Here is a 25,581-nt window from a genome sequence, read left to right on the forward strand (position 1 = left end):
ATAATTATTAGGTATAATTAGTGTATAGTTCAACATGAATATTTTAACTTCAATAAAAGGGGAAAAAGATGTTAAAAAAAATCACAATTAGTACAATTATTTGTTTTTTTACTGTTTTTTTCTATTATAATGTCAAAGCATATAATAGTGAAAATCAAGAGTTAAGTACAAGTTCATTGGAGATAAATGACTTGGATACTATGTCGGAAGATCCATATTATTATCCCGAGCATTGGGAAAAAAGAGAACAATCTATAGAGACTTATAAAAGAGAAGAAATTTATATAGATTATTTTCGTAGATGGAGACCACCATTCTATTGGAATTATCATAGAATTACTGCATATGAAGAAGGATATAAAGACACATATGTAACAAGTTCAATAGCTACTTTCAGAGTTGGTAGAGGGAAAAGTGTATTTACTGTAAGTGGTGATAAAACAATTGCAAAGACAGTATCCCATGAATTTAGCTTTTCGCCAGAAGTTAAAGATATATCGTTAGGTGGATATACATATACGAATTCAACGACAGTTAGTAGTAGTATAGGAGCTTCATGGACAGTTGAAATAATGTCTGAAAATGACTCAGCACATTATGGTTTTTATACGATAAGTGATAGAACCAAATATAGTATATATCATGATTATTCAGAAAGTGACAAGACATATAGTCTAGTATATAATCATTATCCTAATTTATACACATTTTCTTCTAATCGACCAGACATAATCTTTTTATATACAGGTAATAAAAATTTAGTGTAAAAGTTTTTGATTGAACTATAAAAATAAAATTTGAAGTTAGAGTATTCAAAATTTAGAAAGGAATATTTAAATAGAATAAACTATTTAATTGTGATTAGTAATGAAAAAAAGTATAATAATAGGTATTGTTTCATTTTTTATTCTTTTAATTCTTTCATCGTGTAATAAAAAAGTAGATGATAATGGAGAAAAAAACTTTATGTATACTAAATATATAGAGAAAAATGAAGATACCATTCAAAACATAAAAATACCAATAATTATTAAAGAAGAACTCAAAGTAGTTGATCTTATGCAATTTAGTGTTTCTACTTCTAACAAACCTCTTATTAGTATCAAGGGGTATAAAAAAATGGCTACATATAAAGAATATAATCTGTATTTTTTAATAATAAATATTTCTAATATTACTGACTCTTTTGTTCTTGAGACACTAGATTTTAGAGTTAATAATAGCAGAATTTTTACTTATAAGCCAAAATCATTTGTTATAGTTAAAACTGATTATGAAATTATCGAACATGATGAATTTAAATTGTTAACATCAATAATTAAATATAATAATGTACCCTCTAACATAAAATATAGAATTGATAGTAATAATTTTAAAGTAATTGATTTGAAATCGTTACAAAGAGTAGAGCGTTGGGAGTTACAAGAGTTAGATAAGATTATTGGAAGTAATATTACAGCGGAAATTTTAATCAAATTAAAGAACATTGATATTGATTTCCCCTTATCTGTAACTTTTAACTTTCAATATATAGTATCGGATTCTGAGAATAATTTTTCTTACATTGATAATATAGAAATATTCAATTCTGATGATGAAATACTTAAGGAAATTATAAATGGAAAAAAGTAGTATGAAATCTTAGAAGTTACTAATCAATACATAGAGGATTATAGTACAAATGATGTTTTTAAATTCAAAATCAGGATATAATTAATTTAACTGGAAAGATTTATAAAACTACTAATGATGAAGTTCTCTTTGAAGTTGTTATGTATAGAAATATTTTGAACAAGAAGAAGCTTGTTATTGAATATCAACGCGAGAAAAATAATGCATAATTTAGCAAGAAAAAACAAACAGTAATATTTGAAAATTTCTAAAATAAAAAGAAGAAAAAAGTTTTTCGAATCATTAAATATTAATGAACTAATTAAATATATTAAAACAGTTAATTAATTAGATAGTAGGACATTAATTATAAGTGAAAGAAAAGAATAATTACTTGAACTTTGATCTGTGTCTAATCATTCTAATGCATTTTGGTTGGTTGATTATTGGTGTAAGAAAGATTATCAAGAAATAATGCTTATGACATTTTCTAAACATCACTTTATGCATTTATGGAATTCGATTAGTATAATAGAAAAATTAAATTAAAACATGTGAAACTAGTATTAGTGGTTAGCAATAGTTTATGTATAATTTTCCAGAATTGTTAAAAAAATATCAAAACTTTCTTTTTTAGTATTTAAATGTTATAATTTAGACATAGGATTCAAGCGTTTGAATAGGGGTATAAAGATAACTATGTTTTAAGCGAAATATCAGGAACGTATTCTCAAGGGTCATTTACTTCAACATTAGAAGAAACAGCAGAAATAAAAGTCTCGGTAGCAAATACAATTGAATTTGCTCCTGAAGTTATGGGTATAAAACTAGGTGGATATTCTAGGACAAGAAGTATTACAGTTTCAGAGTCGAATAACACTTCATATACATATATTACATCACCTGATTCTCCGAGAGGCTATTATGGTTTTTATGCAATAGCACCAAGAAAGAAATATAGAGTTGAACATAAATATTCCGACAGTAACTATTCGTATGATAAAGTGTTTAATATTTTTGAAAATGTGTTTATGTTTGATACTGATAAACCTAAAGTTATATTTATATATAGTGGTGGAGCTCCACTAATTTAATATTTATAATTAAAACATGACTCTAATTACTATAAAAATGGAGGTTTAATATTAACATGATGAGAAAAATAATTATAATGTTTTTGACGTTTTTTTCTTTATTTGCATTAACTGCATGCAAAAAAAGAATTGAAATAAATGGAGAGAAGAATTTCTATTATCATAGATATGTGGAAAAGACTGCTACTGCAATTGATGATATATATATACCAATCATAGTACAAAAAGAGATTAAAGAAATTGATTTAATTGAAATTAATTTTTCTACTAATAGTGAAGCGAAACTTGAATTAGAAGGTTTTAAACTTATTGATGAATACAAGAAATATTATTTGTATCAAGTTAAAAGTAAACTTAGTGAAGTAAGTAATTCAATTGTTATAGAAAATATGAAGTTTAAAGTGAATAATGAAGAAATAATCAACTATAAGCCAGTAAGATTTGCAGTAGTAAAAGCAAGATATGAAGAAATAGATCATGATATATTTAAATTATTTTCAAAGTATTTAGTCTATAATGAAGTTGAAAATCCGATTACTTATATGATTGAAAAAATAGATGAAGTAGACATAAAAGATATAATAACAACAGAAAAGATAATTTCTACTACTTATGGTGAGCAAAACACAATTTCAGGGTATTTACCAACAATTACTGTACATACTGAGGATGTTGGTATAGCATACCCTGCAGCAAGTGTTATATATAATATGGAGTTTGTATTGGAATATAATGGAGAAGAATATTCTTACACTAAGAATATTATGTCTTATGTTGGAAATTTTAGGGGATTATTGGAGCAAATATTAAATGAAGAAAGTAAATAAAATAGAATTTATAGATGTGCAAAAGCACTATACTGATAATGATGTCGTGAGCGAAGTTTTTTCGGGATTATCATTCAAAATCGATAAAAATGGATTTTATGGATTAAAAGGTGTAAGTGGAAGTGGTAAATCTACATTACTTAAAATTTTGAATAACGACATAGAGATAGACCAAGGCATTATATATTTAAATGGTTTAAATATAACCTCCCAAAGTATAGAAGAGTTTAAAAAAACTAAAAATGAAAACATTCATTATATGACAAGTAAGAATATTTTTGATCTAAATAAAAGTGTTAAAGAAAATATATGCTTCCTACTAGAGTTGAAGAATATTGAGTTTAATGATAGTTTTTTTAATTCTTCTATCGAATACTTTGATATACCTAATAAAAAAATCAAGTATTTATCATCAGGAGAAACACAAAGAGCATTATTTTTATTTTCAGCGATGTGCTCTAAAAATATCTTATTAGTTGATGAACCAACAGCAACATCTGACATAGAAAATGCCTCTAAGATGTTATCATATTTAAAGAAAATATCAAAAAACATGATAGTAATTATGGCAACCAATAAAGAGTATGAAATTGATCAATACTGTGATTACTACATGAATATTATAGATAATAAAATTGAAATAGTAAAAAATAAAAATATATCAGAAGATAATAAAACAATCGACCCGTTTGTTAATAAAGATAGTATCACTAGTACTAATAATAAGTTAGTTTCTAAAGTAAAGTTTCAGTTTAAAAAATATCTTATGGCTTTTCTTGCTACTTTTTTAATTTTTTTCTCTATTTTATTTGTTGTTAGTTATTTTGCTAATCCGAAAGTTAGAATAGTTGATGATAGTGTTATATATGTTAAGAGTGGAAATGTTGATACATATATTGAAAAACTAATGGATAACAAAACTGTTAAAAGTCATATAAGATATTATAAGGATTTTAATAAAACATCGATTGTAACTAAAGATGCACTTAAAGAGTTAAATGAATATTTTGTATATTCGTTTAAAGATATTAAAGCCAAGGATTTATTTATTGATGGAAGGGTACCAGAAAATGAGAAAGAAATTGTTCTTCCTATTTCAACTAAATATAAGATTAGGGATAAAATAACTTTTGAAGGTATTGAAGATGTAGAAGTTGTTGGTATAACTAAATTAAACTACGTATTTATTAATGAAGATATGAGAGAAAAAATAGCATTTAAAAATTTTATTATACATAATAATCTAAATATGATGGGGATATCAGTAACAAATAGTAGAAACCTAAGTGTAGACTTTAATTTAGAAGGTTTTAGCTTAGTTGCTAATGTTAAAGAAGATGCTATTTTGGATTTAAATGATAAAAGAGTGTTTTTTTATGATGCTGAATATACTAATATTGATGTTAAGGTGCAAATAATTGATGAAAATGAAACTGATTCATATGTAATAAGCAAAGAAGTATATAATATGGTTTTTAAAGACTTAAATAAAGATATCAAAATTTTATTACTTAATGGATACGGTTCTTTTAAAGATTTAAAGAAATTATTGGTTGATGAAGATTTAATTTTTTATAATTATTTAATAAGTGATGAAATGATTATCAATACATTAAGTGAAAAACGGGTTCAAGAGTTAATTCTTATGCTTATTGTTGCTTTCAGTTTTACTGTACTTGTCTTTATAATGCAAAGAGTAATATTCTATAAGACTAGCTTTGATAAATATGTATCAGATTTTCTTTATAGAAAAGAAAAAGTAATTATAAATGCCTTTGAAAGAATGTTTAGTTGTATTATTTCAATAGTTATTTTAGAGATTGCACTTTCAATATTCTTAATGAATGATAATATTTTTTCTTTTATAAAATACTCGAAGATTAACACTATTTATTACATATTACCAATTATTGTTCTTCTAACAATAAATATTTTCGAGTTTAGGAGGGAAACTAATGAGTCAAACAATTAAACTGCAGAAGAAAATTAAAGAAAGAGTTTTATTCGAAAATATTGAGATAGATGTAATAGAAAAAGGAATAATAGAAGTAATTGGTAAATCAGGTAGTGGAAAGAGTACGATATTAAACATTTTGAATGAAAAAATACAAAATAAAACTATAACATATAGTACAATTAAAAAAGTAATTCTTAGAGATTTAAGTCTTATAGATAATGTTAAATATGTACTAAACTTAAAAAAACAAAGATATAATGAATTAGAAGTTAATAATTTATTTGAAAGACTTAAAATCAGTGAATGTAAAAATAAACGTGTTAAAAATTTATCAAGCGGACAAGAACAAAGATTTTCAATTCTATTAACATTCTTAATTGATAGTGATGTATGTATAATTGATGAACCATTTGCAGAATTAGATAAATTAAATAGAGGAATAGTAAAAGAATTAATTGAAGAAAATGCTATGAGTAGGTTAGTTATTGTTGCTATACATGAAGAACATAAGTTTGAAGGATATAAGGAAGTTAAGAGTAACGCTTCATATCAAGTTACAGTTAAAGTTTTTGAAAGTCCTAATGAAATTAAAAGTAATAAAGAAACAACTAAAGTTAAAACAAGAACATCATTTTTAAAAAAGAATAGTAAGTTAGTTTTAATAGGAATATTCTCAGTTTTATTAGCATTTACATTAGTACTAAAAAAGAATACAGAGAATAGTATAAAAAATTTTGAAAACTTGAATTATAATAGTCCTAAAATATACAAACTAGATAATGTAAGTCACAGAATAGTTGAGATGTATGACAAAATATTTGATTATAATAGTACTGATCTTATATATAAAGAATTTAATCATAGAGTAAACTTAGAAATAAATGCTATTCCATCAAGTATAGCAGATAAAAATATAAAACTAAAAGCTAATGAAATTATTGTTTCAGATAAAGTTGTTGTTAATTCAAATTTCAGAGTATTTAATATTGAAAATATAAGACAATTTATTGGAAAAAAAGTTGAATTTGGGGGTAAATATTACATCGTAAAAGATGTCTTGAACTTACCAGATAAAGTTGTTTTATTTAATGATATGGAACTAAAAGATAATTATAATACTAGTTTTAATCACAAATTTCATATGCTAAATAATGAGATTGAAATCAAAGGTGATTATCCAAAAGAAAATAGCGAGTATATTGAAATTGTAGCACCTGAAAGATATGAAATAGGCAAGGTTTTTGGAAAGCATTTAGTGGTTGCGAATTCCTTGGATGATAAATTTTATTATAATGAAATAGATTTTAAAAAGAGTTATCTTGATAGTAGAAGCACAAAAGCAATCTATAGTGAAAGCATAAAAGAAGATACTGCCAAATTAATTATAAATAGTATTACATATAGTAATCCATATGAGGAATTAAGTTTAAGATTTGAAACTAGAAAAAATGAAATAGTAAGTACTTATGATACGATAGAAAGTATTCTAATTATTTTTATAATTATTTTCTCAATTATTTATGCTACAACAGTATATTTGAACTATATAAATGAGATATATTTAAGACATTTTATTAGAACAAGTAAAATAATAATGTTAAAGGATTTCTTTATTGTATTTGTAAAGAAAGAATTTAAATTTATTATAACTCTAATATTGAATCTACTATTAGTTAATATGTTATATAACTATATACAAAATTCAAAAAATAGTATAGATTTTAATGCTTATCTATCTATAGTAGGTATTGTTATATTACTTGATATATTAATCTTCTCAATAATCTATTTAACTAATAGATTACTAGTAACAAATACTAAACTTGCAAGAAGAAAATAAAGGTAAATAAAAAGATAACTTTTAATGGTTATCTTTTTATTTATAGTATGTTAAGTAGTTCCTTTAATTCTTTAATTGAATAAGTAGCATTATCATATGAATTTAGATTATTAAAGTAACATGTGTCAATACCAACATTATTTGCTCCATTAATATCAGTTACTTTGTTATCACCAATCATTAATATTTCTTTTATATTTGTTGTTGGTAGATGTTTAAGGCAATGAGTAAAGAAGTCTTTGCTAGGTTTTTCATGACCGATGAATTCTGATATAAATAAAGCATCAAAATAAGGTAATAAATTTGAATCGTTAAGTCTTTTTACTTGTGTTTCATATGAACCATTAGTTGCTGCATAAATATGATAACCTTTATCTTTTAAATACTTAAGAATGTTATCGGCATCTTTAATGATTTCTGATCCATTGTTTAAATAACTCCGATATTCATTTTCTAATTCAACACCATTAACTTCTATATTGAAATGTTTGAAAAATATTTCAAAGCGTGTATCAAGTAAAGCTCTTCTTGTAATAAGATTATTTTCTAAATCGCGCCAAAGTTTACTATTAATCTCTTTATATTTCGATATTGTTACATCATTAATAACAAGATTATTATTAGTAAAAAGTTTTTTAGACTTATAGCTTCGGTAGTATTAAAATCAAGAAGAGTATGGTCTAAATCAAAAAGTAAGTATTTATACATTATTTTAAATCCTTTCACATTAACTTTTAATAATTATAACATAAATATCGATTCATCTTTATTAAAGGTTAAGATATCTAATATGTTATAATTATTTATGATAGTTTAATTAATAAAATTAAAACTAACTAGGAAGTTGATAATATGAATAGATTTAATGATTTTATGATAAGTAATGAAATAAAAGAGGCACTTGATTTATTAGGTTATAAAATGCCTACTGATATACAAAATAAAGTTATACCTGAGATTTTAAAAGGAAATAATCTTGTTGTTAAATCAAGAACAGGTAGTGGAAAGACAGCATCATTTGCGATACCTTTGATAGAAAAGATAGTGTGGGAAAATAGATATCCACAAGTTTTAGTTTTATCCCCAACTAGAGAACTAGCTATGCAGATTAAAGAAGAAATGTTTAATATTGGAAGATTAAAAAGAATTAAAATAATTCCAATATATGGCAAAACAGCATTTGAAGGACAAGAAAAACAATTAAGACAAAGACAACACGTAGTTGTTGGAACACCAGGAAGAGTTTTAGATCATTTAGAGAGTAGAACTATTAATTTGAGTGATGTAGAGTATCTTGTTATTGATGAAGCTGATGAAATGCTTAGAATGGGGTTTATCGAACAAATTGATGATATATTCAAGCATTTAAAAGTTAAGCAAGTTATTTTATTGTCTGCAACACTTGATAAGAAAATATTAGATACGATTAATAAATATATAAAAGATCCTGTTTATATAGAAGAGGAAGTAAGTTCAAATATTATAAAAGAAAAACAAAAATATTTGAAAGTTAATAAAAATAAGACTTCTGAATTGTTTAACTTTATTAATAGAGAACAAGTAAAATCAGCGATTATTTTTTGTAATACAAAAGATAAAGTTGAAGAAGTTTATGAATTTTTAAGTAATGAGAGAATGCTTATTAAAAGATTACATGGTGACCTAGATCAACGTGTAAGAACAAAAGCAATTACAGATTTTAAAGAAGGTAAAATAAGATACTTAGTTGCAACAGATGTTGCTGCAAGAGGAATTGATGTTAGTGAAATTGAATATGTTATTAATTATCAAATTCCTAAGGATTTAAAAACATACATTCATCGTGTTGGTAGAACGGGTAGAATGGGTAAAAAAGGTTTAACTCTTGCTATTTTGAGTGAAGAAGAAATTAGTAGTTTTGAAAAGAAAATGAATGAAATTGATTATGAAATAGAAGAATTTGTAACAACAAAAAAGGAACAGCAAGAATATATATTAAATAAACCAATTGAAAAATCTAAAAGAGATGAAGCATTGAATAAGGATATTATGAAAATTCATATTAATGCAGGTAAAAAAACTAAGATGAGAGCATCTGATATTGTTGGAACTCTTTGTTCTATTGAAGGAGTAAATGTAGATGATATTGGGGTTATTACTATTCTTGATATTTCAACTTTTGTTGAGATTATGAATGGTAAGGGAGAACATGTATATAATGTTCTTCAAGATAAAACAATAAAAGGAAGATTAAGAATAGTTTCAAAGGCTGAATAATGATTGGTATGTATCTTTATTGATGCATACTTTTTTACTTAGTCGTTTTTAATAAACTAATTTGCAAGAATAGTGTTTCAATATTTGTGATATACTAAATATTAAAAGGGGATGTAGAATATGGAGTTTAATGATGTTATAGATAGAAGACATACTGTAAGAAGTTTTAAAGATATTGATGTTAGTATGGAACAAATTAAACGAATTATTGATGCTGGTATAAAAGCACCAAGTAATAATCACTTAAGAGAAATAGAGTTTATTGTTATAAAGGATAAGGAAAGAATTAAAGAAGTTATAAAAAAGATTCCTAAAACACAGTCACCTAAAAGAGTTGAGTTTATAATGAATTCATGGAAATTAAAAGATGAAGTACAAATTAAAATGTATCAAGATTCAATTCCAAAACAGTATAGTATGCTATGTGATGCTAATGTTTTATTAATTCCACTATTTAAGAATAAAAAGAATATATTAGAACCTAAATCATTAAGTGATTTAAATGGGTTTGCATCTATGTGGTGTTCAATTGAGAATATTTTTTTAGCTACAACTAATGAAAATCTTGGATACGCACTTAGAATTCCCTTTAAAAATGAAATAGAGTATTTAAATGAAGTATTAGAAATACCAAAGGATTATGTAATTCCTTGTTATATTGCGATTGGGCATAAAGACGATAATGAAAATATCGAGCAAGTAAAAGTTAATTTTGAAGATAAAATTCATTTTGATAGATGGTAAGTTTTATTAATGCGATTTGAATATTAAATATATAAAAAGGATGTTTCAATGTTTGTTTCACTTAAAAGAAAAATAGCAACGACAAGATGATGGAGGTAATTTATGGAAAGAGATGCATTTATAAAGAATGATCAAGATTGGTTTAGAGTTAGAGCATGTGGGATTATTATTGATAATAATGAGGTTTTAATGGTTAAGAACAATGTAGATGATTATTACTACTCTGTTGGAGGAGCAATTCATATTGGAGAAACATTAGAAGATGCATGTATCCGTGAAGTTTATGAAGAAACAGGAACTCAATATGAGATTGATAAATTAGCTTTTGTTCATGAGAATTTCTTTTATCATAACAATATGCCTGCACATGAGATTAGTTTTTATTTTTTAATGAAAAACAACGGAACAAGAATTTTTAATAGTGTAAGTCATGGAATGGATGGAGCACAAGAAAAAATGGTATGGATTAGTTTGGATGAATATTCTAAATATAAGGCATATCCAGAATTTTTTAAAGATAATTTGAAGAATATAAGTAATAACGTTAAACACTTTATAACAAGGAGAAAATAATGGCGTCAACATATGAATATATAGAACACGTTTTAGAATCATTAAGGGGCTTAGATAATCAAATAAGATATCGAAAAATGTTTGGTGATTATATGGTTTATATCGATGATAAACCAACATTATTAGTTTGTGATGATACAGTATTTGTGAAAAAACTTGATGTTATTAAAGAATTAATGATAAATGCAGATACTGGTTTTCCATATAATGGAGCAAGAGAACATTATGTTTTAGATATTGATGATAAAATATTAACATATAATGTTATAGAGAGGATATTACCGGAACTTAAAGTTCCTGTAAAAAGAAAAAATGATAAAAGAAAATAATGAGTTTATAATAAAGGGATTTATGTGGACTGGAACATATGAAGATGCATTTAATGGAGAAGTTAAAAAAAGTATCGATTTATTTATAAGTAATAATAAAGATTTAGAAAGCTTCTTTGGAGTATCAGTTCATAATAGAAAAGATGGGTTTAGTTATTTTATTGGAAATATAGATGCAGTGGGTACTGACGAATACGTGCTGAATTCAGGTAACTATTATACTGAATTAGTTGATAGTACAGAAGTTTTTTTGATGTATCAAGAGATAGAAAGAAAAATACTGAATGGTAGTTTAAATATTAAGCCAATTGAAATTGCTGAGAAGTTTGATAGATTACCAGTTAAGGTTGAAAAGTATAGTATTTCAAAAGATGGTAATTATAAAGTAGTGGAAATACAAATTCCAGTAGAGTAGGGATGAAATTAAATTGAAAACAAATGCAATGAGAATATTAGACTCTAAAAAAATTCAATATAAAGTTAATGATTATAGTAACACTGATGCAGTTAGTGGTGTTGATGTTGCAACAAGACTTGGTGAAGATGTAAATAGAGTTTTTAAAACACTTGTTACTGTTGCAAAATCAAAGAAAAATTATGTTTTTGTTATTCCTGTAAATATGGAATTAGATTTAAAAAAAGCAGCAAGACTTTTAAATGAAAAAGAAATTGATATGATAAAACAAAAAGAATTATTACCCCTTACTGGTTATGTACATGGTGGGTGTAGTCCTTTTGGTATGAAGAAAAATTTTGAGACATTTTTTCATACAACAGCACTTGATTATAGTGCTATTATGACAAGTGGTGGAAAAGTTGGTTATCAAATAGAGTTTAATTTTAACGATGTTAAAGATCTTTTTGATTTTAAAGTCCAAGATATAGTCAAAGATTAATAAAACGGGAAAATAATAATAATAAAATTTTATACTTGCAAATCAAAAAAGTTTTATGTATAATGTTTGTCATAAAGCAATGAACAAGAGTAGTAATGAAGAAAAACTTGTTTAGAGAACTGATGGTTGGTGAAAATCAGAGAAGAATATTCATGAACGTGCTTGGGAGCTGTTAAATCGAAATAGTAGTTACTATCAGGTTTAAACGTATGTCGGCGTTAGCGATTTAAAGTAGCCAGTTTTTCATTACTGGAACTAAGGTGGTACCGCGTATAAATTTACGTCCTTAGACAATTATGTCTAGGGACTTTTTTGTTTCCTAGATAAATAAAAAAAGGAGAACAAAAAATGAAAAAAAGTATTATAGGAGTATTAGTTTTAATTACTGTTGTAGTTTTACAAGCATGTAATAAAACACCAAAGAATGTTTATACATTCATTATTGATGAGAGTTTTACAGAGTTTATAACTATGGGAACTAGTGCAGATTATCCACCATATGAGTATCCAAAAAGAGTTGATGGTAAAAATACATTAGTGGGTATTGATATTGAGATAGCAAAAGAAATAGCTAAAAAACAAGGTAAGAACTTAAAAGTTGTTAATAAAATTTTTGACTATTTACTTGCAGATTTAGAGAGTGGGAAAGTTGATTTTGTTATGGCAGGAATGAATCCTACTGAAGAACGTGCATTAATTGTCGATTTTTCGAAAATTTATTATGAAGCAAATCATGCAATAGTAGTTCACAAAGATAATAGTGTGAAATATGATTCACTAGAAAAAATAAATAATAAAAGTACTAAAGTTGGTGCTCAACTTGGATCTGTACAACAAGATCTTGCAGAAGAATTTTTAGCGCTAGCTACTAAACAATATGTGCAAGCAGTTACAGATTTAATGATGCAATTAAATGATAAATCAGTGATGGTAGGAATTGTAGAGAATCCAGTTGCATTATCATTTGTAAGTAAATATCCGAATTTAAAGATACAAGACATTAAAATTGGAAATCCAGAAGAAGGTAGTGCAGTTGCTGTTGCAAAAGGCAACAAAGAATTATTAGATAGTATAAATGGTCTTATTGATGAATTAATTTCAAGTGGTAAGATAAATGAAATTGTTGCAAATGCAATTGCAGAAAATAATTAGTTATGGATTTTTCATTTATATTTGATTGGTATTATATAGAGACATTATTAGAAGGGCTAGTACTAACTTTAGTATTAGCACTTTTAGCTGTTGTATTAGGTAGTTTGTTTGGTTTTTTAATAACTTTAATGAGAATTTCAAATAATAAAGTATTAAATTTTATTGGTAAAGTTTATGTTGAAATAATTAGAGGAACACCTCTTTTAGTACAAGTTTTACTAATATACTCGTTTTTTAAAATTCCAGTAACAATCATTTTTGGTATTGATATGTCAAGTTTTATACCAGGGATGTTAGCACTATTAATTAATTCTAGTGCTTATGTATCTGAAATATTTAGAGGTGGAGTACTATCAGTTGATAAAGGGCAAAGTGAGGCAGCATTATCACTAGGAATGAAAGATGGTTTAGTAATGAGAAAGATTATTCTTCCTCAAGCGATTAAAAATATAATACCATCACTTGGAAATGAATTTATTACAATGATTAAAGAAACATCTATTTTCATGTATCTTGGTGTTGCGGAACTTATGTATTCAGCACAAATAATTAAATCTGAAACATATAGAACAAAAGAAGTTTATATTGTTGTTGCAGTACTTTATTTAGTTTTAACATTATCAACTTCAAAACTTATGACTATTATTGAAAGGAAACTTAGAAAACATGATGAAAAATAAATTGTTTGAATTAAAGAATGTTACTAAGGTTTTTAAAAATAGTATTATTGCGATAGATGATTTATCAATTGAAATTAATTCCGGAGTTACTGTTATTATTGGACCTTCAGGATCTGGAAAGTCAACAGTATTAAGATTACTTAATTTACTTGAAAAACCGACATCAGGACAAGTTTTATATAATAATGAAGATATTACTTCAAAGGATTTTAACTTAAGTAATCATAGAATGAAAGTTACAATGGTTTTCCAAAATTTTAATCTTTTTCCGCACTTAACTGTTCTTGAAAATTTAAATATTGCACAAATCGATGTTTTAAAGAAAACTAGAATTGACGCAATTAATACATCAATGCAGTACTTAGACAGAGTTGGTCTTACTGATAAGGCATATAGTTATCCAAATCAATTATCAGGAGGCCAAAAACAAAGAATTGCAATCGCACGTGCACTTTGCATGAATCCTGATGTGATATTGTTTGATGAACCAACAAGTGCCTTAGATCCTGAGATGATTAAAGAAGTATTACTTGTTATGAGAGAATTAGCAAATGATGGTATGACAATGATTATTGTTACACATGAAATGAATTTTGCTAAAAGCTTTGCAGATGAAATATTAGTCATTGATGAGGGTAGACTTGTTGAACGAGGAAGCTCGAATGATATATTCAATAATCCAAAGAATGAGCGAACTAAACGCTTTTTAGACAATATTACTTATGATTTAAAATGATGCGAACCACTTGCAAATGAAGATTTTAAGTGATAATATTATTTTAGTGTGAAGAATATCTTCAGGAGGATATAATATGTCAAATAAAAAGATGCCAGTAACTATTCTTAATGGTTATTTAGGTGCGGGTAAAACAACACTATTAAACAATATTTTAAATAACCAAGATGGTTTGAAAGTTGCAGTTATAGTTAATGATTTAGCAGAGTTTAATATAGATTCGAAATTAGTTGAAAATGGAACATCAGTAACTAAGGTTAATGATAATTTAGTAGAGTTATCAAACGGGTGTATTTGTTGTACACTCCAAAGTGATTTATTAACTAGTTTAGATGATTTAATCAATTCAAAAAAATATGATTATATTATTATTGAAAGCAGTGGAATGACTGAACCAATTCCAGTTGCTCAAACAATTTACTATGGTGAGACTAAAGATGGTAAATTATTACAAGAAAAAGCTTTTATTGATTCAATGATTACTGTAGTTGATGCATACAGATTAAAAACAGAATTTGGTTTAGGCCATGATTTAGAACATAGCGAACATGAACATCACCACGATCATGACCATCATGAAGATGAAGAAGAACAAAGAGAACTTGCAGGACTTCTTGTTGAACAAATTGAGTTTTGTAATATTATTGTTTTAAATAAAGTTGATTTAGTTGATAAAGAAGATTTAGAAGTAATTAAATCATATATTAAAAAAATTCAACCATATGCTACAATTATTGAAACAGAATATACGAAGTTTGATTATAAAGAAATAATTAATAAAAATCTTTTTAATTTACAAGATGTTTTAAATAACATTGGTTGGGTAAAAGAATTAAGTGGTGAAGTACATCACCATGATCATGACCATGCAGCCGAATATGGAATTACATCATTTGTATATCGTAAAAGAATTCCATTTAGCGCAGATAGATTATCAAAATTTTATCAAGAGTTACCAGTGAATATTGTCAGAAGTAAAGGAATTATTTGGTTAGAATCAGATAATCAATCATCTTATATTTTGTCACAAGCTGGAAAAAGTTTGAAGTTTGATATTTTTGGTAGTTGGGTTGCTAATCTTCCAAAGGAACAACAAGATGAATATCTTAAAAATACACCAAGTCTTAGTACTATTTGGGATAAGGAGTATGGTGATCGATTAACTGAACTTGTTGTTATTGGTCATAATATGGATGAAGAGAAAGTAAGAGAATCACTTGATGAAGCTTTACTTACTGATAATGAGTTTGAAGAAATTTGGAAAGCTTTTAAGAAATAAAATAATAGTTTGAAACAAAAAAGTTTTCATTGTAATAAACTGAATGCTAAATTTGAAAATCAAGGGTTCAGTTTTTTTATAGTCGCTTAGAAAATAGTGTATTAAAGAAGAGTTTTCAAATAAAGAAAAAAAAGCTTATACGTTGAAACGATATAAAATCATTAAATGTCTCAATTGCTATAATAGTATAGACTATTCCTATTATTAAAGGTAGTATTGAATTAAACTTTACAAAATACATATTAAATGTTATACTTAATTTAAGTAGATATTCTATATAATTTAATATGTAGGGATAAAGTATATGAAAAGAATAAAAAAATTGATATTAATCTTTATTACTATTGGAGTAGCAACGCTAATACCAATAACTAAAACTCATGCTAGCTCTGGAACCGCTGGGACTAAAGGATTTACTATATCAAATATGATATATCATCATGATGCACAAGCAGGATATTTGAATTTGGATACTGATGACAATAATTATGGAAAGATAAATTTATGGAGTGCAGTATATGTGACAAGGACTCCTGAAAATTCGATGATTATTTTAGTTTTATGGGAAGCAGAGATTGAATCAAATAAAACTTCAAGTGCAATTAAGAGGTTTGTAAATAAGGAAATGAATATAGTAGTTAGTTCTAATATTCCGGGAGTAGTAGTTAATTCACATTATCCAAATGAAGATAATTATGTAAAAGGTAAAACGATTAGTTGGAGTGTAGAATCTGGAGCATCTTCTGGATATATGCATTCAGTTGCTAGCTATAGTGAAAGCGATTTTGTTCCTGAAATTAGACTAATCTCTACTACCAAAGGTAGTAATGAAGTTGAAAAAACTTCTTTTTTGAGAATTACTATAAGAATGATAGAACTGATAAAGCACCATATAGAGGGAATTACAAACAAAAAGGGATGTTAACATATGAAGTAGATAATTACTCTAATATTTCATTTGCAAATACTTACATAAAAATTGACTATTCAGGAACAATTTTTAAAGATCATTGGTGGAAGAATGTTGACTATAATGGGTCAAGAAGCATAAAATTTGATTACGATTACGGATTAGGTAAATTTCAAAAAAAATAGTATTTATATAATGTAAAGTTTGTAGAATATCTACTATATATAAGGTGTAAATTACTTTTCAAGGTGGAAATACAATTAGGATTATGTTTGAATTTAGTGAATGTATTAAAATCAAAAAAGGGTATTTTGGAGGATGAAACATGAATATTAATAATATAAGCAAAGTATTCTTTGAAAATGAACCAAAAGAGATTAAAGCACTCAAAAATATTAGTTTTGAAATAATAAATAGTGGTTTAGTCTTAATTAGTGGTGAATCGGGTTCTGGAAAGACAACACTTTTAAATATAATAGCTGGTATTGATTCACCAACTAATGGGGAAATTTATCCTGAATTAAATGATAGAAAAGGTAGTTTTATTTTTCAAGATTTTCAGTTATTTGACGATTTTTCTGTTTATGAAAATATGGAAATTATTCTGGGGCTGAAAAATATTAATGATAGTGATTTAGTTTATGAGGCATTAAAAAAAGTTAATATGGAAAAATTTTCAGAAAGTAAAATAAATCAACTATCTGGTGGACAAAAGCAAAGAGTTGCTATTGCAAGAGCAATACTATTAGATTTTAGCATACTGTATTGTGATGAACCAACAGCCAATTTAGATAAAGAAAATAAAAGAGCTGTTGCTAAAATATTGAAAAAACTTTCTGAAGATAGATTAGTATTAATAGTTAGCCATGAAGAAAATCTATGGGAAGATTTGTATGATCAAAAACTTATTTTAGAAGATGGTAATATAATAAGCAATGATATTAAAAGTAATAATTTAGTAAGAGTAGAGAAGAATAATGAAGAATTCAAACTAAAAAGTTCTGATGCATTTAAGTTTTCTAAAAAATCGATTAAAAAACAAAAAAGTAAGTATATTACTACGCTAGTACTATTCATACTTACGTTATCAACACTTATATTAAGTATGAGTATATCTTTTAATTCAAATGATATATCAACATATAGAACTTTTGCTTCAGTTGATAAACCTAATTTATATTATCTGGAAGTGGATAGAGTTGTTGAAGGAATGCATGAGTTACGTTCTATACCTCTAAATAAAACTGAGTCATACAACAAAAAATATAAATCTAAAATGTTTTATAAACCATCTAGAGGCTATATAGATCTTGGATTTGAAGATATTACATATAATGAGATTCTTACTACAATAATTATTTCAGATACTTACAATGGAAATATAATTGAGAATAATAGTGTTGTTATTAATGACTATATAGCAGATAAGATTATTGAAAATTCTAATTATATAAGTTATGATGAGATTTTAGGTAAAGAAGTAATTTTAAATAATCATAAATTAAATGTAGAATATATCGAGCAATCAAAGAAAATACCCAATCAAGAGTATCAATATGAGTATGACTTGTTTCATAGAAAACAAATCTATATGAATTTAAGCACTTTTGAATTAATAGATAACGTAAATTCAAAGTTTTTTACTGCAAATATTTTAAAGGGAGAAAAAGAAACTAGTATTTATATAGGAAAAAAAACATTAGAGATAGATTTAAATCTTGGTAGTACTACTAATAAGAATAATGAAATCATAATTAGTGAAAAATATGCACTTGAAAATTTAGTAAGCGATAGTTCAGAGTTAGCAGGCCTAATTGGTAGAGAGATAACATTTGAGTTTTTTAATAAATCATACAGACAAAAAAATTTTGATGATTATGAAAAGACTAAGTTTGTTATAACTGGAATTACTAGAACAAGCAATTATGATGTTTATTTTGATTCAAGTGTTTTTGATAGTTTTAAGAATAGATTTGATAACAGAAAAATGATTAACAATTTTATGAGAGGTATATTTATAGAAGAATATGATAAAAATACTATATCAAAACTTTCAAAAGAAGGTTTATATCATAACACTTTTATTAGTACAAGAATTGAGTCAACAATTTCAAGTATAAAAATCATTTCGTATATTATGTATGTAGTAAGTGGATTGTTTCTTATAATATCATTATTTTTATTGTTAAATGTAATTTCAACAAATATGTATGGGAGAAAAAAAGAAATTGGAATATTACAAACAATACATGTATCACTTAAACAAATTTTCAAAATATTTATATATGATTTAGCTATAATAATTGTCCCTGCATTTTTAATAGCAGTTATTATTTCAAGCATTGAAATCCATTTTTTTAATCTTTTTTTAATTAAAGAAAGTATTTCACTAATTTTTTGGATAAACTATAATCTTTTGGCAGTGATATGTGTAGTTACTATATGTATATTAATAAGTTTATTAATCATATTAAAAACTAGTAATAAACTTAAAAGGTTTACTACAGTTGATGTACTTTATAATAGGTGAAAAGAAAAATGTTTATAATAAGGAACATAAAGTATTATAAAAAAAAGTGATAGTGAAATGATAGAGATAAAAGAGATTACTGAAGACAATTATGAAAGAGTAATAAAATTAGAAGTTAATGATGATCAAAAGAAATATGTTGCACCAAATGTAAAATCACTTGCAGATTGTTACGTATATAGAAATAATAACGATGTTTTTCCGTTTGCTATTTATAATGATGAAGAAATTATTGGTTTTATTATGTTTTATACAGAGGATGAAGAAAAAGAAATAACAATTTGGAGAATAATGATTGATAAAGAATATCAAGGTATGGGGTATGGAAAAAGAGCGTTAGAAATAGCTTTAGAATATATTAATGATAAAACTATCTATGAAAAAGTTTATATTGATTATGTTGTTGGAAATGAAATTGCTATGAGATTATATGAACGATTAGGTTTTAAGTTTGATAAGACTAATGAGTATAATGAAGTTGTTATGAAATATATTATTGAAAGATAGAGAAGGATAAAAAGTCCTTTTTCTTTTTTATTATGTAATTAAAATATAGATTTGACAAGTATAGTCTATAGGACTATAATAAGATAAATTAAAAAGATTGTTGCATGGAGGAATTACAATGAAAGAAATCAAATTAACAAGAATTGATGAATTAAATGAAAAACTTAATGCTAAAAAAACACAACTAGCTTTAAGAAGAGTATTATATAGTAATGATTTACAAAATATCTTTACTAAACAAGAAGAAGAACAAAATATGCAATTTTATTTTTCAAATGAAATAAAGACATTGCCGGTTGCAAACCAAAAACAAAGTGGCAGATGTTGGATATTTGCAGGTTTAAATGTTTTAAGAGAAGAACTTGCTAAAAAGTATAATTTGAAGAGTTTTGAGTTTTCACAAAATTATACAGCATTTTGGGATAAATTTGAAAAGATTAACTATTTCATTGAATCAATTGATGATTTCCTAGATGTTCATTATGATGATAGAACTCTACAACATATTTTAAAAACTGGTATTCAAGATGGTGGTCAATGGGATATGTTTGTTAGTTTAATTGAAAAATATGGTGTAGTACCTAAAGAGGTAATGCCAGAGACTACTTCTAGTTCAAACACAAGATTTATGAATAGTATTATCAATGTTAAGTTAAGAAAATATGCAGCAGATGCAAGATTATTGCATAAAGAAGGCAAAAAAATTGATGAATTAAAGAGTCAAGTAATTGAAGAGTTATATACATTCTTAGTTTCATGTTTTGGTCTTCCACCACAAAAATTTGATTTTGAATATCAAAACGATGAAGGATATCATATTATTAAAGATTTAACACCTTTAGAATTCTATCATAAACATGTTGGAGATATTTTGGGTGATTATATATCAGTTATCCACGCACCAACATTTGATAAACCATATATGAAAACATATACTGTTCCATATTTAGGAAATGTTATTGGTGGTAGAGAAATTAAGTATTTGAATTTAGATATTAATGAATTGAAAGAATTAACTATTAAGCAATTATTAAATAATGAGGTTGTTTGGTTTGGTTCAGACGTTGCACGTTATGGAGATAGAAAAAAAGGTGTTTGGGATGATAATACTTTTGATTATGAAACATTACTTGAAATGAGTTTAGAAATATCTAAAGAGGATCAATTATTATATAGTCAAGGAGCAATGAATCATGCTATGGTAATTACAGGTGTTCATCTTGATAATAATATAAGTAAACGATTTAAAATTGAAAATAGCTGGGGTAGTGAAAATGGAAATAAAGGTTACTATGTTGCTAGCGATTCATGGTTTGATAAATTTGTTTATCAATCAATAATTAACAAAAAGTATTTAACAAAAGAACAAATAAAAGCTTGGAATGAAAAACCAACTGTTTTAAAACCTTGGGATCCAATGGGTTCACTTGCAAAATAATTAAGCAATAAAGATAATGATTATTATAAGAGTAGAACTTTAAACTTATAAACAAGAGTACCTAGCATGTAAGAATTTTCAGTTCTTAATAGATAAAAGGTACTCTTTTTATATAATAATAAAAAAATTTTTTGTCTATATTTAAAGTTTAAAATGATAAAACCAAACATGGTATAATTAAATAAAGAAAAGAATTAAATTTATATAGTAAAAGAAAGGAAAATATATTTTAAGTTAAATTTAATAGATTACTTGAATATATAGGTAAACATATGGTTGAATTAGTAGTTGTAAGACATGGACAATCTCTCTGGAATTTAGAAAATAGATTTACAGGTTGGGTTGATGTTGATTTGACAGAAAAAGGTGTTTTGGAAGCAAGAGAAGCAGGTGAAAAATTAGTTAGCAATAATTATAAGTTTGATATTGCTTACGTTTCAATGCTTAAAAGAGCTAGACATACACTAAACATTATCCTTAATGTTTTAAATGAAAGCATTCCAATTATTGAATCTAAGAACTTAAATGAACGCCACTATGGTGGTTTGCAAGGTCAAAATAAGCAAGAAGCTACCATAAAATTTGGTGAAGAAACAGTTAAAACGTGGAGAAGATCATATGATGTTAGACCACCTGAGGCAGAAAAGCCAAATCTTTCTGAACCAAACGGTGAGAGTCTTAAAGATACATATGAAAGAGTAGTTAAATACTTTCACGAAACAATTGAAAAAGATTTGAAAAATCATAAGAAGTTGTTGATTGTTGCTCATGGAAACAGTTTAAGAGCATTATCAAAATATTTACTTAAACTTAGTGATAGTGAAATAATCGATTTTGAAATTCCTACAGGCAAACCTTTAGTTTTTAAACTTGATGATAACCTTAATGTTATTTCATATGATTATTTAAAGTAGGTAGAATATATGTGCTTTACTTATGGAATAATGGGGATTGTTGGTGGATTATTAATTATAATTGCTAGTATTATTTTAGAAACAAAAAAGAATTATCGTTTTAAAGTTTCAAGCATTCTTTACTTTATTGGATTTCCACTTTGTTATTTAGGTTTAAATGGAATGTCAAATCAATTATCATTTAAAAATAGTGACTTTGGTCAATTGTTTTTATATATAAGTTTATTTGGCGTTTTTGGAACTTTTTTAGGATACATAATTAATATTATTGATAAGACAAATGTTAACATAGAAGTTAATAAGAGTTTAGATAGTTTCAAATATCCTGTAATTATTGGAAATGTTTTATTGTTTGTAGTAACATCGCTAATGATTATATATGGAAGATTTATGGATTATTTAAGATTACCTTATTATTTATTGTTATTTACACCAATTGTTTTAATTGCTATTGCATATTTGATTAAAAAATATGTTAAAAAATCATTTTTAAATAATATATTGTTAATAACACAAGGTATTTCTCTTTCAATAATGTCACTAATGATAATTATTAATATTTATTCATAAAATCCGTTTTTTTAACGGGTTTTTTGTTATAATGTAGTAAATGGGGGTATTCATATGAAAACTTTAATTGTCTATCAAACAAAAACAGATGCAGCTAAAGAATGTGCAGAAATAATAAATCAAAAATTAAGTAATTGTAAATTAGAAAAAATTGAAAAAGTTAATAAAAATGTAATTGAAGAATATGATTTAATCATTATTGGAAGTGGAATTAGATTTAGTAGAATGTATTCTAAAACTAGAAAGTTTTTAAAGAAAAATAAAAACGAACTTCTAAATAAAAAACTCGCTATTTATGCATGCAATATGCTAGATGAAACATTTAGTGATGCAATTAAGAAATCTGTTCCGGATGAATTATTAGAAAATGCGATTATTATTGAATCATTTGGTGGCAAACAACCATTTAAAAAGTATACTGATAACTCATGGCTTAAAGAAGAAAATTTGAATATGTTTATTGATAAGATTAATGCTTTATAGCATTTTCTTTTTTTTAATAGTATAATAAAAGACAAGATTAAAGGAGGAAATAAAAATGTTTAAAAATATAACTTTAAGTGAAATTAAGCAATTAGAAAATGAAGTTTCATATCAACCAAACCAAGTTTCTAGTAAAACAATTGCTCAAAATAAATATGTAAGTATTACATTGTTCTCATTTGACAAAGATGAAGAAATCAGTGCTCATAAATCAAAAGGAGATGCAATGGTAACAATTTTAGATGGCAAATCAAAAATAACAATTGATGATAAAGAATATGTATTATCAAAAGGTGAAACAATCGTGATGCCTGCTGGTATTCCGCATGCACTTTTTGCAGTTGAAAAGTTTAAAATGATTTTAACTGTTGTTTTTCCAAACGAATAAAATGGAAGCAGGACATACATTTCTAGCTACTCTAGGCAAAAAAAGACTAAGACCAGGTGGCAAAAAGGGAACTAAGTTTCTTTTTAAGAATGCCAATATTGATAGTAATACTTATGTGCTTGAGGTTGCATGTAATATTGCAACTTCAGCAATTGAATTGGTTAAGAAATACGATTTGAAAAAAATTGTAATATGTGATTTGGATGATAAAGCTTTGGAAAAAGCTCTGGAAAATGTTAAAAAAGCAGGATTTGAAGATCGTTTTACAATAGTTAAAGCTGATGCTACGAATCTTCCATTTGAAAATGAAACATTTGATGTTGTTATAAATGAAGCAATGTTAACAATGCTTTTAAGTGATAAAAAAGAAAAAGCTGTTAGTGAATATTATCGTGTTCTTAAAAATAATGGTAGATTATTAACACATGATGTATTAATGTTTGCTGAAAATATAGATATTCAAAAAAAGATTAAAGCAGAATTATCAAGAGCAATCAATGTTCATGTTGATCCATTAACAAATTCAGCTTGGAGAGAATTGTTTTTAAATGCTGGATTTAAAAAAGTGACAAATGATTTTGGTAAAATGACACTGATGAATCCTGTTGGAATGATTAGAGATGAAGGATTATTAGGAGCAGTAAAAATTATTAATAAGGGTTTAAAAAAACTGGGGTGTGTAGATAATAGTTGATATTTATCTGTTTTCCAGAATTTCTGTAATACCTTTGTCTTTCATAAAATCATCAAAAGTAACTTCTTTTATTGATTTTAGAACTCTTTTAAATATACTTTTAATCATTTTATTTTTAGTTTTAATTCTTTGATTCATATTTTTAATATTATGATACGCTAAATAGTTTTGCCTATAAACGAAAAAATTCAAATAGTGTTGTAAGTTTTTAAGTTTATATCCAGAATGTTTATAGAGAAATCTTTTTAATATACTATGATAATTGTCTACCATTATGGTTGAATATTCTCCAGTTTCATCTTTTCTTCCATTGATATTTTCCACTTCAAATTGATTCATGAATTGATATGTTTTAGTGTTCCCGTCATGAATAAATTTTTCAACTTGTCCAATATTGTCAGTGAAATTATCAATGAATTGCTGAGGGAGAGGCATTGCTCTGGATACTACTTTAGCTACAGATACACCATATATATTTACCATTGTGACTACACATAACTGGTTAAATGAGAGACCTCTAATACCTTTACCATCTGGTCTAACATGTTTATAGGGTTTTTCTCTAATACTAATGAATGTTTCATCAATTACGATCACTCCACTTATCTTCAAGTTTTCTTGATAGTTCTTTAATGAATGAAATATAATATATCTATAATATAAAACTGTTTTAATATTAATATCAAGATTTCTTGCAATAACTTCCAGCGTAACATCATCAATCATAAAAGCTATTAACTTTTTGATTTTATAATCACTTAACTTAAGATGTTTCATTGGAGTCTTATCAATTATGAAAGTTTTTAAACAACTCTTACATTTATATCTTTGTTTATTATTTTTGTCTTTTCCATTTTTTATTAAACTGTTAAAAGAACCACATAGATCACAGTTTTGGTTCTGCATTGACGTCCCTTTCTACTATAAAAGCGAGTGTTTTATCCTAAAGGAACGTCGCCAAACAATCCAGGAATAAAACACTCGCTTTTATAGTTCCTTTATTAAGATTGTTTGGCATTATTATTATAACATTGTTTTTATTTTTTTATAATGGACTTAAAGCTTTTGTTATCGTTATTTAAGCATAGTCATCAACTATTATCTCCACATCCCAGTTAAAAAAAGAAAACAAGAAACAATTTCAAAAGATGTATAATACATTCAAAAAATATA

General features: G+C 25.7%; 27 protein-coding genes, 2 pseudogenes and 1 other annotated feature. Of the genes and pseudogenes, 26 read left to right on the forward strand and 3 right to left on the reverse strand.

Features of this window, described 5'->3' with window-relative positions; translation table 11 throughout:
- Nucleotides 1–68 precede the first annotated feature (68 nt).
- From EXC62_RS03955 to EXC62_RS03980, 6 genes are all read left to right on the forward strand, one after another.
- Nucleotides 69–767: a hypothetical protein gene (locus tag EXC62_RS03955; RefSeq protein WP_026390514.1), complete on the forward strand. Its 699-nt coding sequence runs from the start codon at nucleotides 69–71 to the stop codon at nucleotides 765–767.
- Nucleotides 768–867: 100 nt separating this feature from the next.
- Entirely contained in the window at nucleotides 868–1,632 is a 765-nt protein-coding gene (locus EXC62_RS03960; RefSeq protein WP_026390513.1) for a hypothetical protein, read from the forward strand.
- Nucleotides 1,633–2,426: 794 nt separating this feature from the next.
- The gene (locus EXC62_RS03965; protein ID WP_026390512.1) at nucleotides 2,427–2,705 is read left to right on the forward strand and encodes a hypothetical protein; all 279 of its coding nucleotides are present in this window, start codon (nucleotides 2,427–2,429) and stop codon (nucleotides 2,703–2,705) included.
- Between the two features lie 59 nt (nucleotides 2,706–2,764).
- A complete protein-coding gene (locus EXC62_RS03970; RefSeq protein WP_129747494.1) occupies nucleotides 2,765–3,532 on the forward strand; it encodes a hypothetical protein in 768 nt (255 codons plus the stop codon).
- Nucleotides 3,516–5,504 carry an ATP-binding cassette domain-containing protein gene (locus EXC62_RS03975; protein ID WP_026390510.1) on the forward strand — a complete coding sequence of 663 codons (1,989 nt, stop codon included), beginning with the start codon at nucleotides 3,516–3,518 and terminating at the stop codon, nucleotides 5,502–5,504. Before EXC62_RS03970 ends, EXC62_RS03975 begins: the two co-directional genes overlap by 17 nt.
- A complete protein-coding gene (locus tag EXC62_RS03980) occupies nucleotides 5,488–7,329 on the forward strand; it encodes an ABC transporter ATP-binding protein (protein WP_026390509.1) in 1,842 nt (613 codons plus the stop codon). The genes EXC62_RS03975 and EXC62_RS03980 overlap by 17 nt, the downstream gene beginning before the upstream one ends.
- Before the next feature lie 40 nt (nucleotides 7,330–7,369).
- On the opposite strand, the pseudogene EXC62_RS03985 reads toward EXC62_RS03980, so the two are convergent.
- A pseudogene (locus EXC62_RS03985) lies at nucleotides 7,370–7,954 on the reverse strand (HAD-IA family hydrolase); the annotation flags it as partial.
- 227 nt (nucleotides 7,955–8,181) lie between these two features.
- On the opposite strand from EXC62_RS03985, the gene EXC62_RS03990 reads away from it, so the two are divergent.
- From EXC62_RS03990 to EXC62_RS04080, 20 genes are all read left to right on the forward strand, one after another.
- Complete coding sequence (locus EXC62_RS03990) at nucleotides 8,182–9,585, forward strand: DEAD/DEAH box helicase (protein ID WP_026390508.1); 1,404 nt, start codon at nucleotides 8,182–8,184, stop codon at nucleotides 9,583–9,585.
- Between the two features lie 120 nt (nucleotides 9,586–9,705).
- Nucleotides 9,706–10,329, forward strand: coding sequence for a nitroreductase family protein (locus EXC62_RS03995; protein ID WP_026390507.1), 624 nt, complete (start codon nucleotides 9,706–9,708; stop codon nucleotides 10,327–10,329).
- 102 nt (nucleotides 10,330–10,431) lie between these two features.
- Nucleotides 10,432–10,902: an NUDIX hydrolase gene (locus tag EXC62_RS04000; RefSeq protein WP_026390506.1), complete on the forward strand. Its 471-nt coding sequence runs from the start codon at nucleotides 10,432–10,434 to the stop codon at nucleotides 10,900–10,902.
- Entirely contained in the window at nucleotides 10,902–11,231 is a 330-nt protein-coding gene (locus tag EXC62_RS04005) for a hypothetical protein (RefSeq protein WP_026390505.1), read from the forward strand. Before EXC62_RS04000 ends, EXC62_RS04005 begins: the two co-directional genes overlap by 1 nt.
- On the forward strand, nucleotides 11,215–11,646 hold the full coding sequence (locus EXC62_RS04010; protein WP_026390504.1) for a hypothetical protein: 432 nt from the start codon (nucleotides 11,215–11,217) through the stop codon (nucleotides 11,644–11,646). The genes EXC62_RS04005 and EXC62_RS04010 overlap by 17 nt, the downstream gene beginning before the upstream one ends.
- 7 nt (nucleotides 11,647–11,653) lie before the next feature.
- The gene (ybaK, locus tag EXC62_RS04015) at nucleotides 11,654–12,127 is read left to right on the forward strand and encodes a Cys-tRNA(Pro) deacylase (protein ID WP_026390503.1); all 474 of its coding nucleotides are present in this window, start codon (nucleotides 11,654–11,656) and stop codon (nucleotides 12,125–12,127) included.
- Nucleotides 12,128–12,197: 70 nt separating this feature from the next.
- Nucleotides 12,198–12,418: a binding site (T-box leader), on the forward strand.
- 57 nt (nucleotides 12,419–12,475) lie between these two features.
- Entirely contained in the window at nucleotides 12,476–13,279 is an 804-nt protein-coding gene (locus EXC62_RS04020) for a transporter substrate-binding domain-containing protein (RefSeq protein ID WP_026390502.1), read from the forward strand.
- Between the two features lie 2 nt (nucleotides 13,280–13,281).
- A complete protein-coding gene (locus EXC62_RS04025; protein WP_026390501.1) occupies nucleotides 13,282–13,959 on the forward strand; it encodes an amino acid ABC transporter permease in 678 nt (225 codons plus the stop codon).
- Nucleotide 13,960: 1 nt separating this feature from the next.
- Entirely contained in the window at nucleotides 13,961–14,695 is a 735-nt protein-coding gene (locus EXC62_RS04030) for an amino acid ABC transporter ATP-binding protein (protein ID WP_162140209.1), read from the forward strand.
- A 76-nt stretch (nucleotides 14,696–14,771) separates the two neighbouring features.
- On the forward strand, nucleotides 14,772–15,974 hold the full coding sequence (locus EXC62_RS04035; RefSeq protein ID WP_026390500.1) for a GTP-binding protein: 1,203 nt from the start codon (nucleotides 14,772–14,774) through the stop codon (nucleotides 15,972–15,974).
- A 304-nt stretch (nucleotides 15,975–16,278) separates the two neighbouring features.
- A complete protein-coding gene (locus EXC62_RS04040) occupies nucleotides 16,279–16,899 on the forward strand; it encodes a hypothetical protein (protein WP_026390499.1) in 621 nt (206 codons plus the stop codon).
- Nucleotides 16,893–17,069: a hypothetical protein gene (locus EXC62_RS08840; RefSeq protein WP_156907461.1), complete on the forward strand. Its 177-nt coding sequence runs from the start codon at nucleotides 16,893–16,895 to the stop codon at nucleotides 17,067–17,069. Before EXC62_RS04040 ends, EXC62_RS08840 begins: the two co-directional genes overlap by 7 nt.
- 140 nt (nucleotides 17,070–17,209) lie before the next feature.
- Nucleotides 17,210–19,414 carry an ABC transporter ATP-binding protein/permease gene (locus EXC62_RS04045; protein WP_162140204.1) on the forward strand — a complete coding sequence of 735 codons (2,205 nt, stop codon included), beginning with the start codon at nucleotides 17,210–17,212 and terminating at the stop codon, nucleotides 19,412–19,414.
- Between the two features lie 57 nt (nucleotides 19,415–19,471).
- The gene (locus EXC62_RS04050) at nucleotides 19,472–19,921 is read left to right on the forward strand and encodes a GNAT family N-acetyltransferase (protein ID WP_026390497.1); all 450 of its coding nucleotides are present in this window, start codon (nucleotides 19,472–19,474) and stop codon (nucleotides 19,919–19,921) included.
- Between the two features lie 118 nt (nucleotides 19,922–20,039).
- Nucleotides 20,040–21,359 carry a C1 family peptidase gene (locus tag EXC62_RS04055; protein WP_026390496.1) on the forward strand — a complete coding sequence of 440 codons (1,320 nt, stop codon included), beginning with the start codon at nucleotides 20,040–20,042 and terminating at the stop codon, nucleotides 21,357–21,359.
- A gap of 272 nt (nucleotides 21,360–21,631) precedes the next feature.
- The gene (locus tag EXC62_RS04060) at nucleotides 21,632–22,273 is read left to right on the forward strand and encodes a 2,3-bisphosphoglycerate-dependent phosphoglycerate mutase (protein WP_026390495.1); all 642 of its coding nucleotides are present in this window, start codon (nucleotides 21,632–21,634) and stop codon (nucleotides 22,271–22,273) included.
- Nucleotides 22,274–22,282: 9 nt separating this feature from the next.
- A complete protein-coding gene (locus EXC62_RS04065; protein ID WP_026390494.1) occupies nucleotides 22,283–22,843 on the forward strand; it encodes a DUF6796 family protein in 561 nt (186 codons plus the stop codon).
- Between the two features lie 54 nt (nucleotides 22,844–22,897).
- The gene (locus EXC62_RS04070) at nucleotides 22,898–23,326 is read left to right on the forward strand and encodes a flavodoxin domain-containing protein (protein WP_035375726.1); all 429 of its coding nucleotides are present in this window, start codon (nucleotides 22,898–22,900) and stop codon (nucleotides 23,324–23,326) included.
- Nucleotides 23,327–23,381: 55 nt separating this feature from the next.
- Complete coding sequence (locus tag EXC62_RS04075) at nucleotides 23,382–23,714, forward strand: cupin domain-containing protein (protein WP_026390493.1); 333 nt, start codon at nucleotides 23,382–23,384, stop codon at nucleotides 23,712–23,714.
- 1 nt (nucleotide 23,715) lies between these two features.
- Entirely contained in the window at nucleotides 23,716–24,408 is a 693-nt protein-coding gene (locus EXC62_RS04080) for a class I SAM-dependent methyltransferase (RefSeq protein ID WP_162140203.1), read from the forward strand.
- A gap of 3 nt (nucleotides 24,409–24,411) precedes the next feature.
- Here EXC62_RS04080 and EXC62_RS04085 read toward each other — a convergent pair whose 3' ends face one another.
- Together EXC62_RS04085 and EXC62_RS09190 are read right to left on the reverse strand one after the other, a co-directional pair.
- Nucleotides 24,412–25,185, reverse strand: a complete 774-nt coding sequence (locus EXC62_RS04085; RefSeq protein ID WP_162849126.1) for an IS1595 family transposase — start codon at nucleotides 25,183–25,185, stop codon at nucleotides 24,412–24,414.
- A gap of 27 nt (nucleotides 25,186–25,212) precedes the next feature.
- Nucleotides 25,213–25,314, reverse strand: a pseudogene (locus tag EXC62_RS09190) (IS1/IS1595 family N-terminal zinc-binding domain-containing protein); the annotation flags it as partial.
- Nucleotides 25,315–25,581: the final 267 nt, after the last annotated feature.

This window comes from Haploplasma axanthum (assembly GCF_900660745.1).
Classification (GTDB): Bacteria; Bacillota_I; Bacilli_A; order Acholeplasmatales; family Acholeplasmataceae; genus Haploplasma; species Haploplasma axanthum.

What these genes read in the sequence shown, in the direction of transcription:
- EXC62_RS04040 (WP_026390499.1), top strand. Translation starts at nt 16,279, where the DNA reads ATGAAAAGAATAAAAAAATTGATATTAATCTTTATTACTATTGGAGTA.
- EXC62_RS04005 (WP_026390505.1), top strand. Translation starts at nt 10,902, where the DNA reads ATGGCGTCAACATATGAATATATAGAACACGTTTTAGAATCATTAAGG.
- EXC62_RS04035 (WP_026390500.1), top strand. Translation starts at nt 14,772, where the DNA reads ATGTCAAATAAAAAGATGCCAGTAACTATTCTTAATGGTTATTTAGGT.
- EXC62_RS03980 (WP_026390509.1), top strand. Translation starts at nt 5,488, where the DNA reads ATGAGTCAAACAATTAAACTGCAGAAGAAAATTAAAGAAAGAGTTTTA.
- EXC62_RS03975 (WP_026390510.1), top strand. Translation starts at nt 3,516, where the DNA reads ATGAAGAAAGTAAATAAAATAGAATTTATAGATGTGCAAAAGCACTAT.
- EXC62_RS04070 (WP_035375726.1), top strand. Translation starts at nt 22,898, where the DNA reads ATGAAAACTTTAATTGTCTATCAAACAAAAACAGATGCAGCTAAAGAA.
- EXC62_RS08840 (WP_156907461.1), top strand. Translation starts at nt 16,893, where the DNA reads ATGTTAACATATGAAGTAGATAATTACTCTAATATTTCATTTGCAAAT.
- EXC62_RS04085 (WP_162849126.1), bottom strand. Translation starts at nt 25,185, where the DNA reads ATGAAACATCTTAAGTTAAGTGATTATAAAATCAAAAAGTTAATAGCT.
- EXC62_RS03965 (WP_026390512.1), top strand. Translation starts at nt 2,427, where the DNA reads ATGGGTATAAAACTAGGTGGATATTCTAGGACAAGAAGTATTACAGTT.
- EXC62_RS04050 (WP_026390497.1), top strand. Translation starts at nt 19,472, where the DNA reads ATGATAGAGATAAAAGAGATTACTGAAGACAATTATGAAAGAGTAATA.
- EXC62_RS03955 (WP_026390514.1), top strand. Translation starts at nt 69, where the DNA reads ATGTTAAAAAAAATCACAATTAGTACAATTATTTGTTTTTTTACTGTT.
- EXC62_RS04010 (WP_026390504.1), top strand. Translation starts at nt 11,215, where the DNA reads ATGATAAAAGAAAATAATGAGTTTATAATAAAGGGATTTATGTGGACT.
- EXC62_RS03970 (WP_129747494.1), top strand. Translation starts at nt 2,765, where the DNA reads ATGAGAAAAATAATTATAATGTTTTTGACGTTTTTTTCTTTATTTGCA.
- EXC62_RS04075 (WP_026390493.1), top strand. Translation starts at nt 23,382, where the DNA reads ATGTTTAAAAATATAACTTTAAGTGAAATTAAGCAATTAGAAAATGAA.
- EXC62_RS04080 (WP_162140203.1), top strand. Translation starts at nt 23,716, where the DNA reads ATGGAAGCAGGACATACATTTCTAGCTACTCTAGGCAAAAAAAGACTA.
- EXC62_RS04055 (WP_026390496.1), top strand. Translation starts at nt 20,040, where the DNA reads ATGAAAGAAATCAAATTAACAAGAATTGATGAATTAAATGAAAAACTT.
- EXC62_RS03995 (WP_026390507.1), top strand. Translation starts at nt 9,706, where the DNA reads ATGGAGTTTAATGATGTTATAGATAGAAGACATACTGTAAGAAGTTTT.
- EXC62_RS04025 (WP_026390501.1), top strand. Translation starts at nt 13,282, where the DNA reads ATGGATTTTTCATTTATATTTGATTGGTATTATATAGAGACATTATTA.
- EXC62_RS04000 (WP_026390506.1), top strand. Translation starts at nt 10,432, where the DNA reads ATGGAAAGAGATGCATTTATAAAGAATGATCAAGATTGGTTTAGAGTT.
- EXC62_RS04065 (WP_026390494.1), top strand. Translation starts at nt 22,283, where the DNA reads ATGTGCTTTACTTATGGAATAATGGGGATTGTTGGTGGATTATTAATT.
- EXC62_RS04045 (WP_162140204.1), top strand. Translation starts at nt 17,210, where the DNA reads ATGAATATTAATAATATAAGCAAAGTATTCTTTGAAAATGAACCAAAA.
- EXC62_RS04020 (WP_026390502.1), top strand. Translation starts at nt 12,476, where the DNA reads ATGAAAAAAAGTATTATAGGAGTATTAGTTTTAATTACTGTTGTAGTT.
- EXC62_RS04060 (WP_026390495.1), top strand. Translation starts at nt 21,632, where the DNA reads ATGGTTGAATTAGTAGTTGTAAGACATGGACAATCTCTCTGGAATTTA.
- EXC62_RS03960 (WP_026390513.1), top strand. Translation starts at nt 868, where the DNA reads ATGAAAAAAAGTATAATAATAGGTATTGTTTCATTTTTTATTCTTTTA.
- EXC62_RS03990 (WP_026390508.1), top strand. Translation starts at nt 8,182, where the DNA reads ATGAATAGATTTAATGATTTTATGATAAGTAATGAAATAAAAGAGGCA.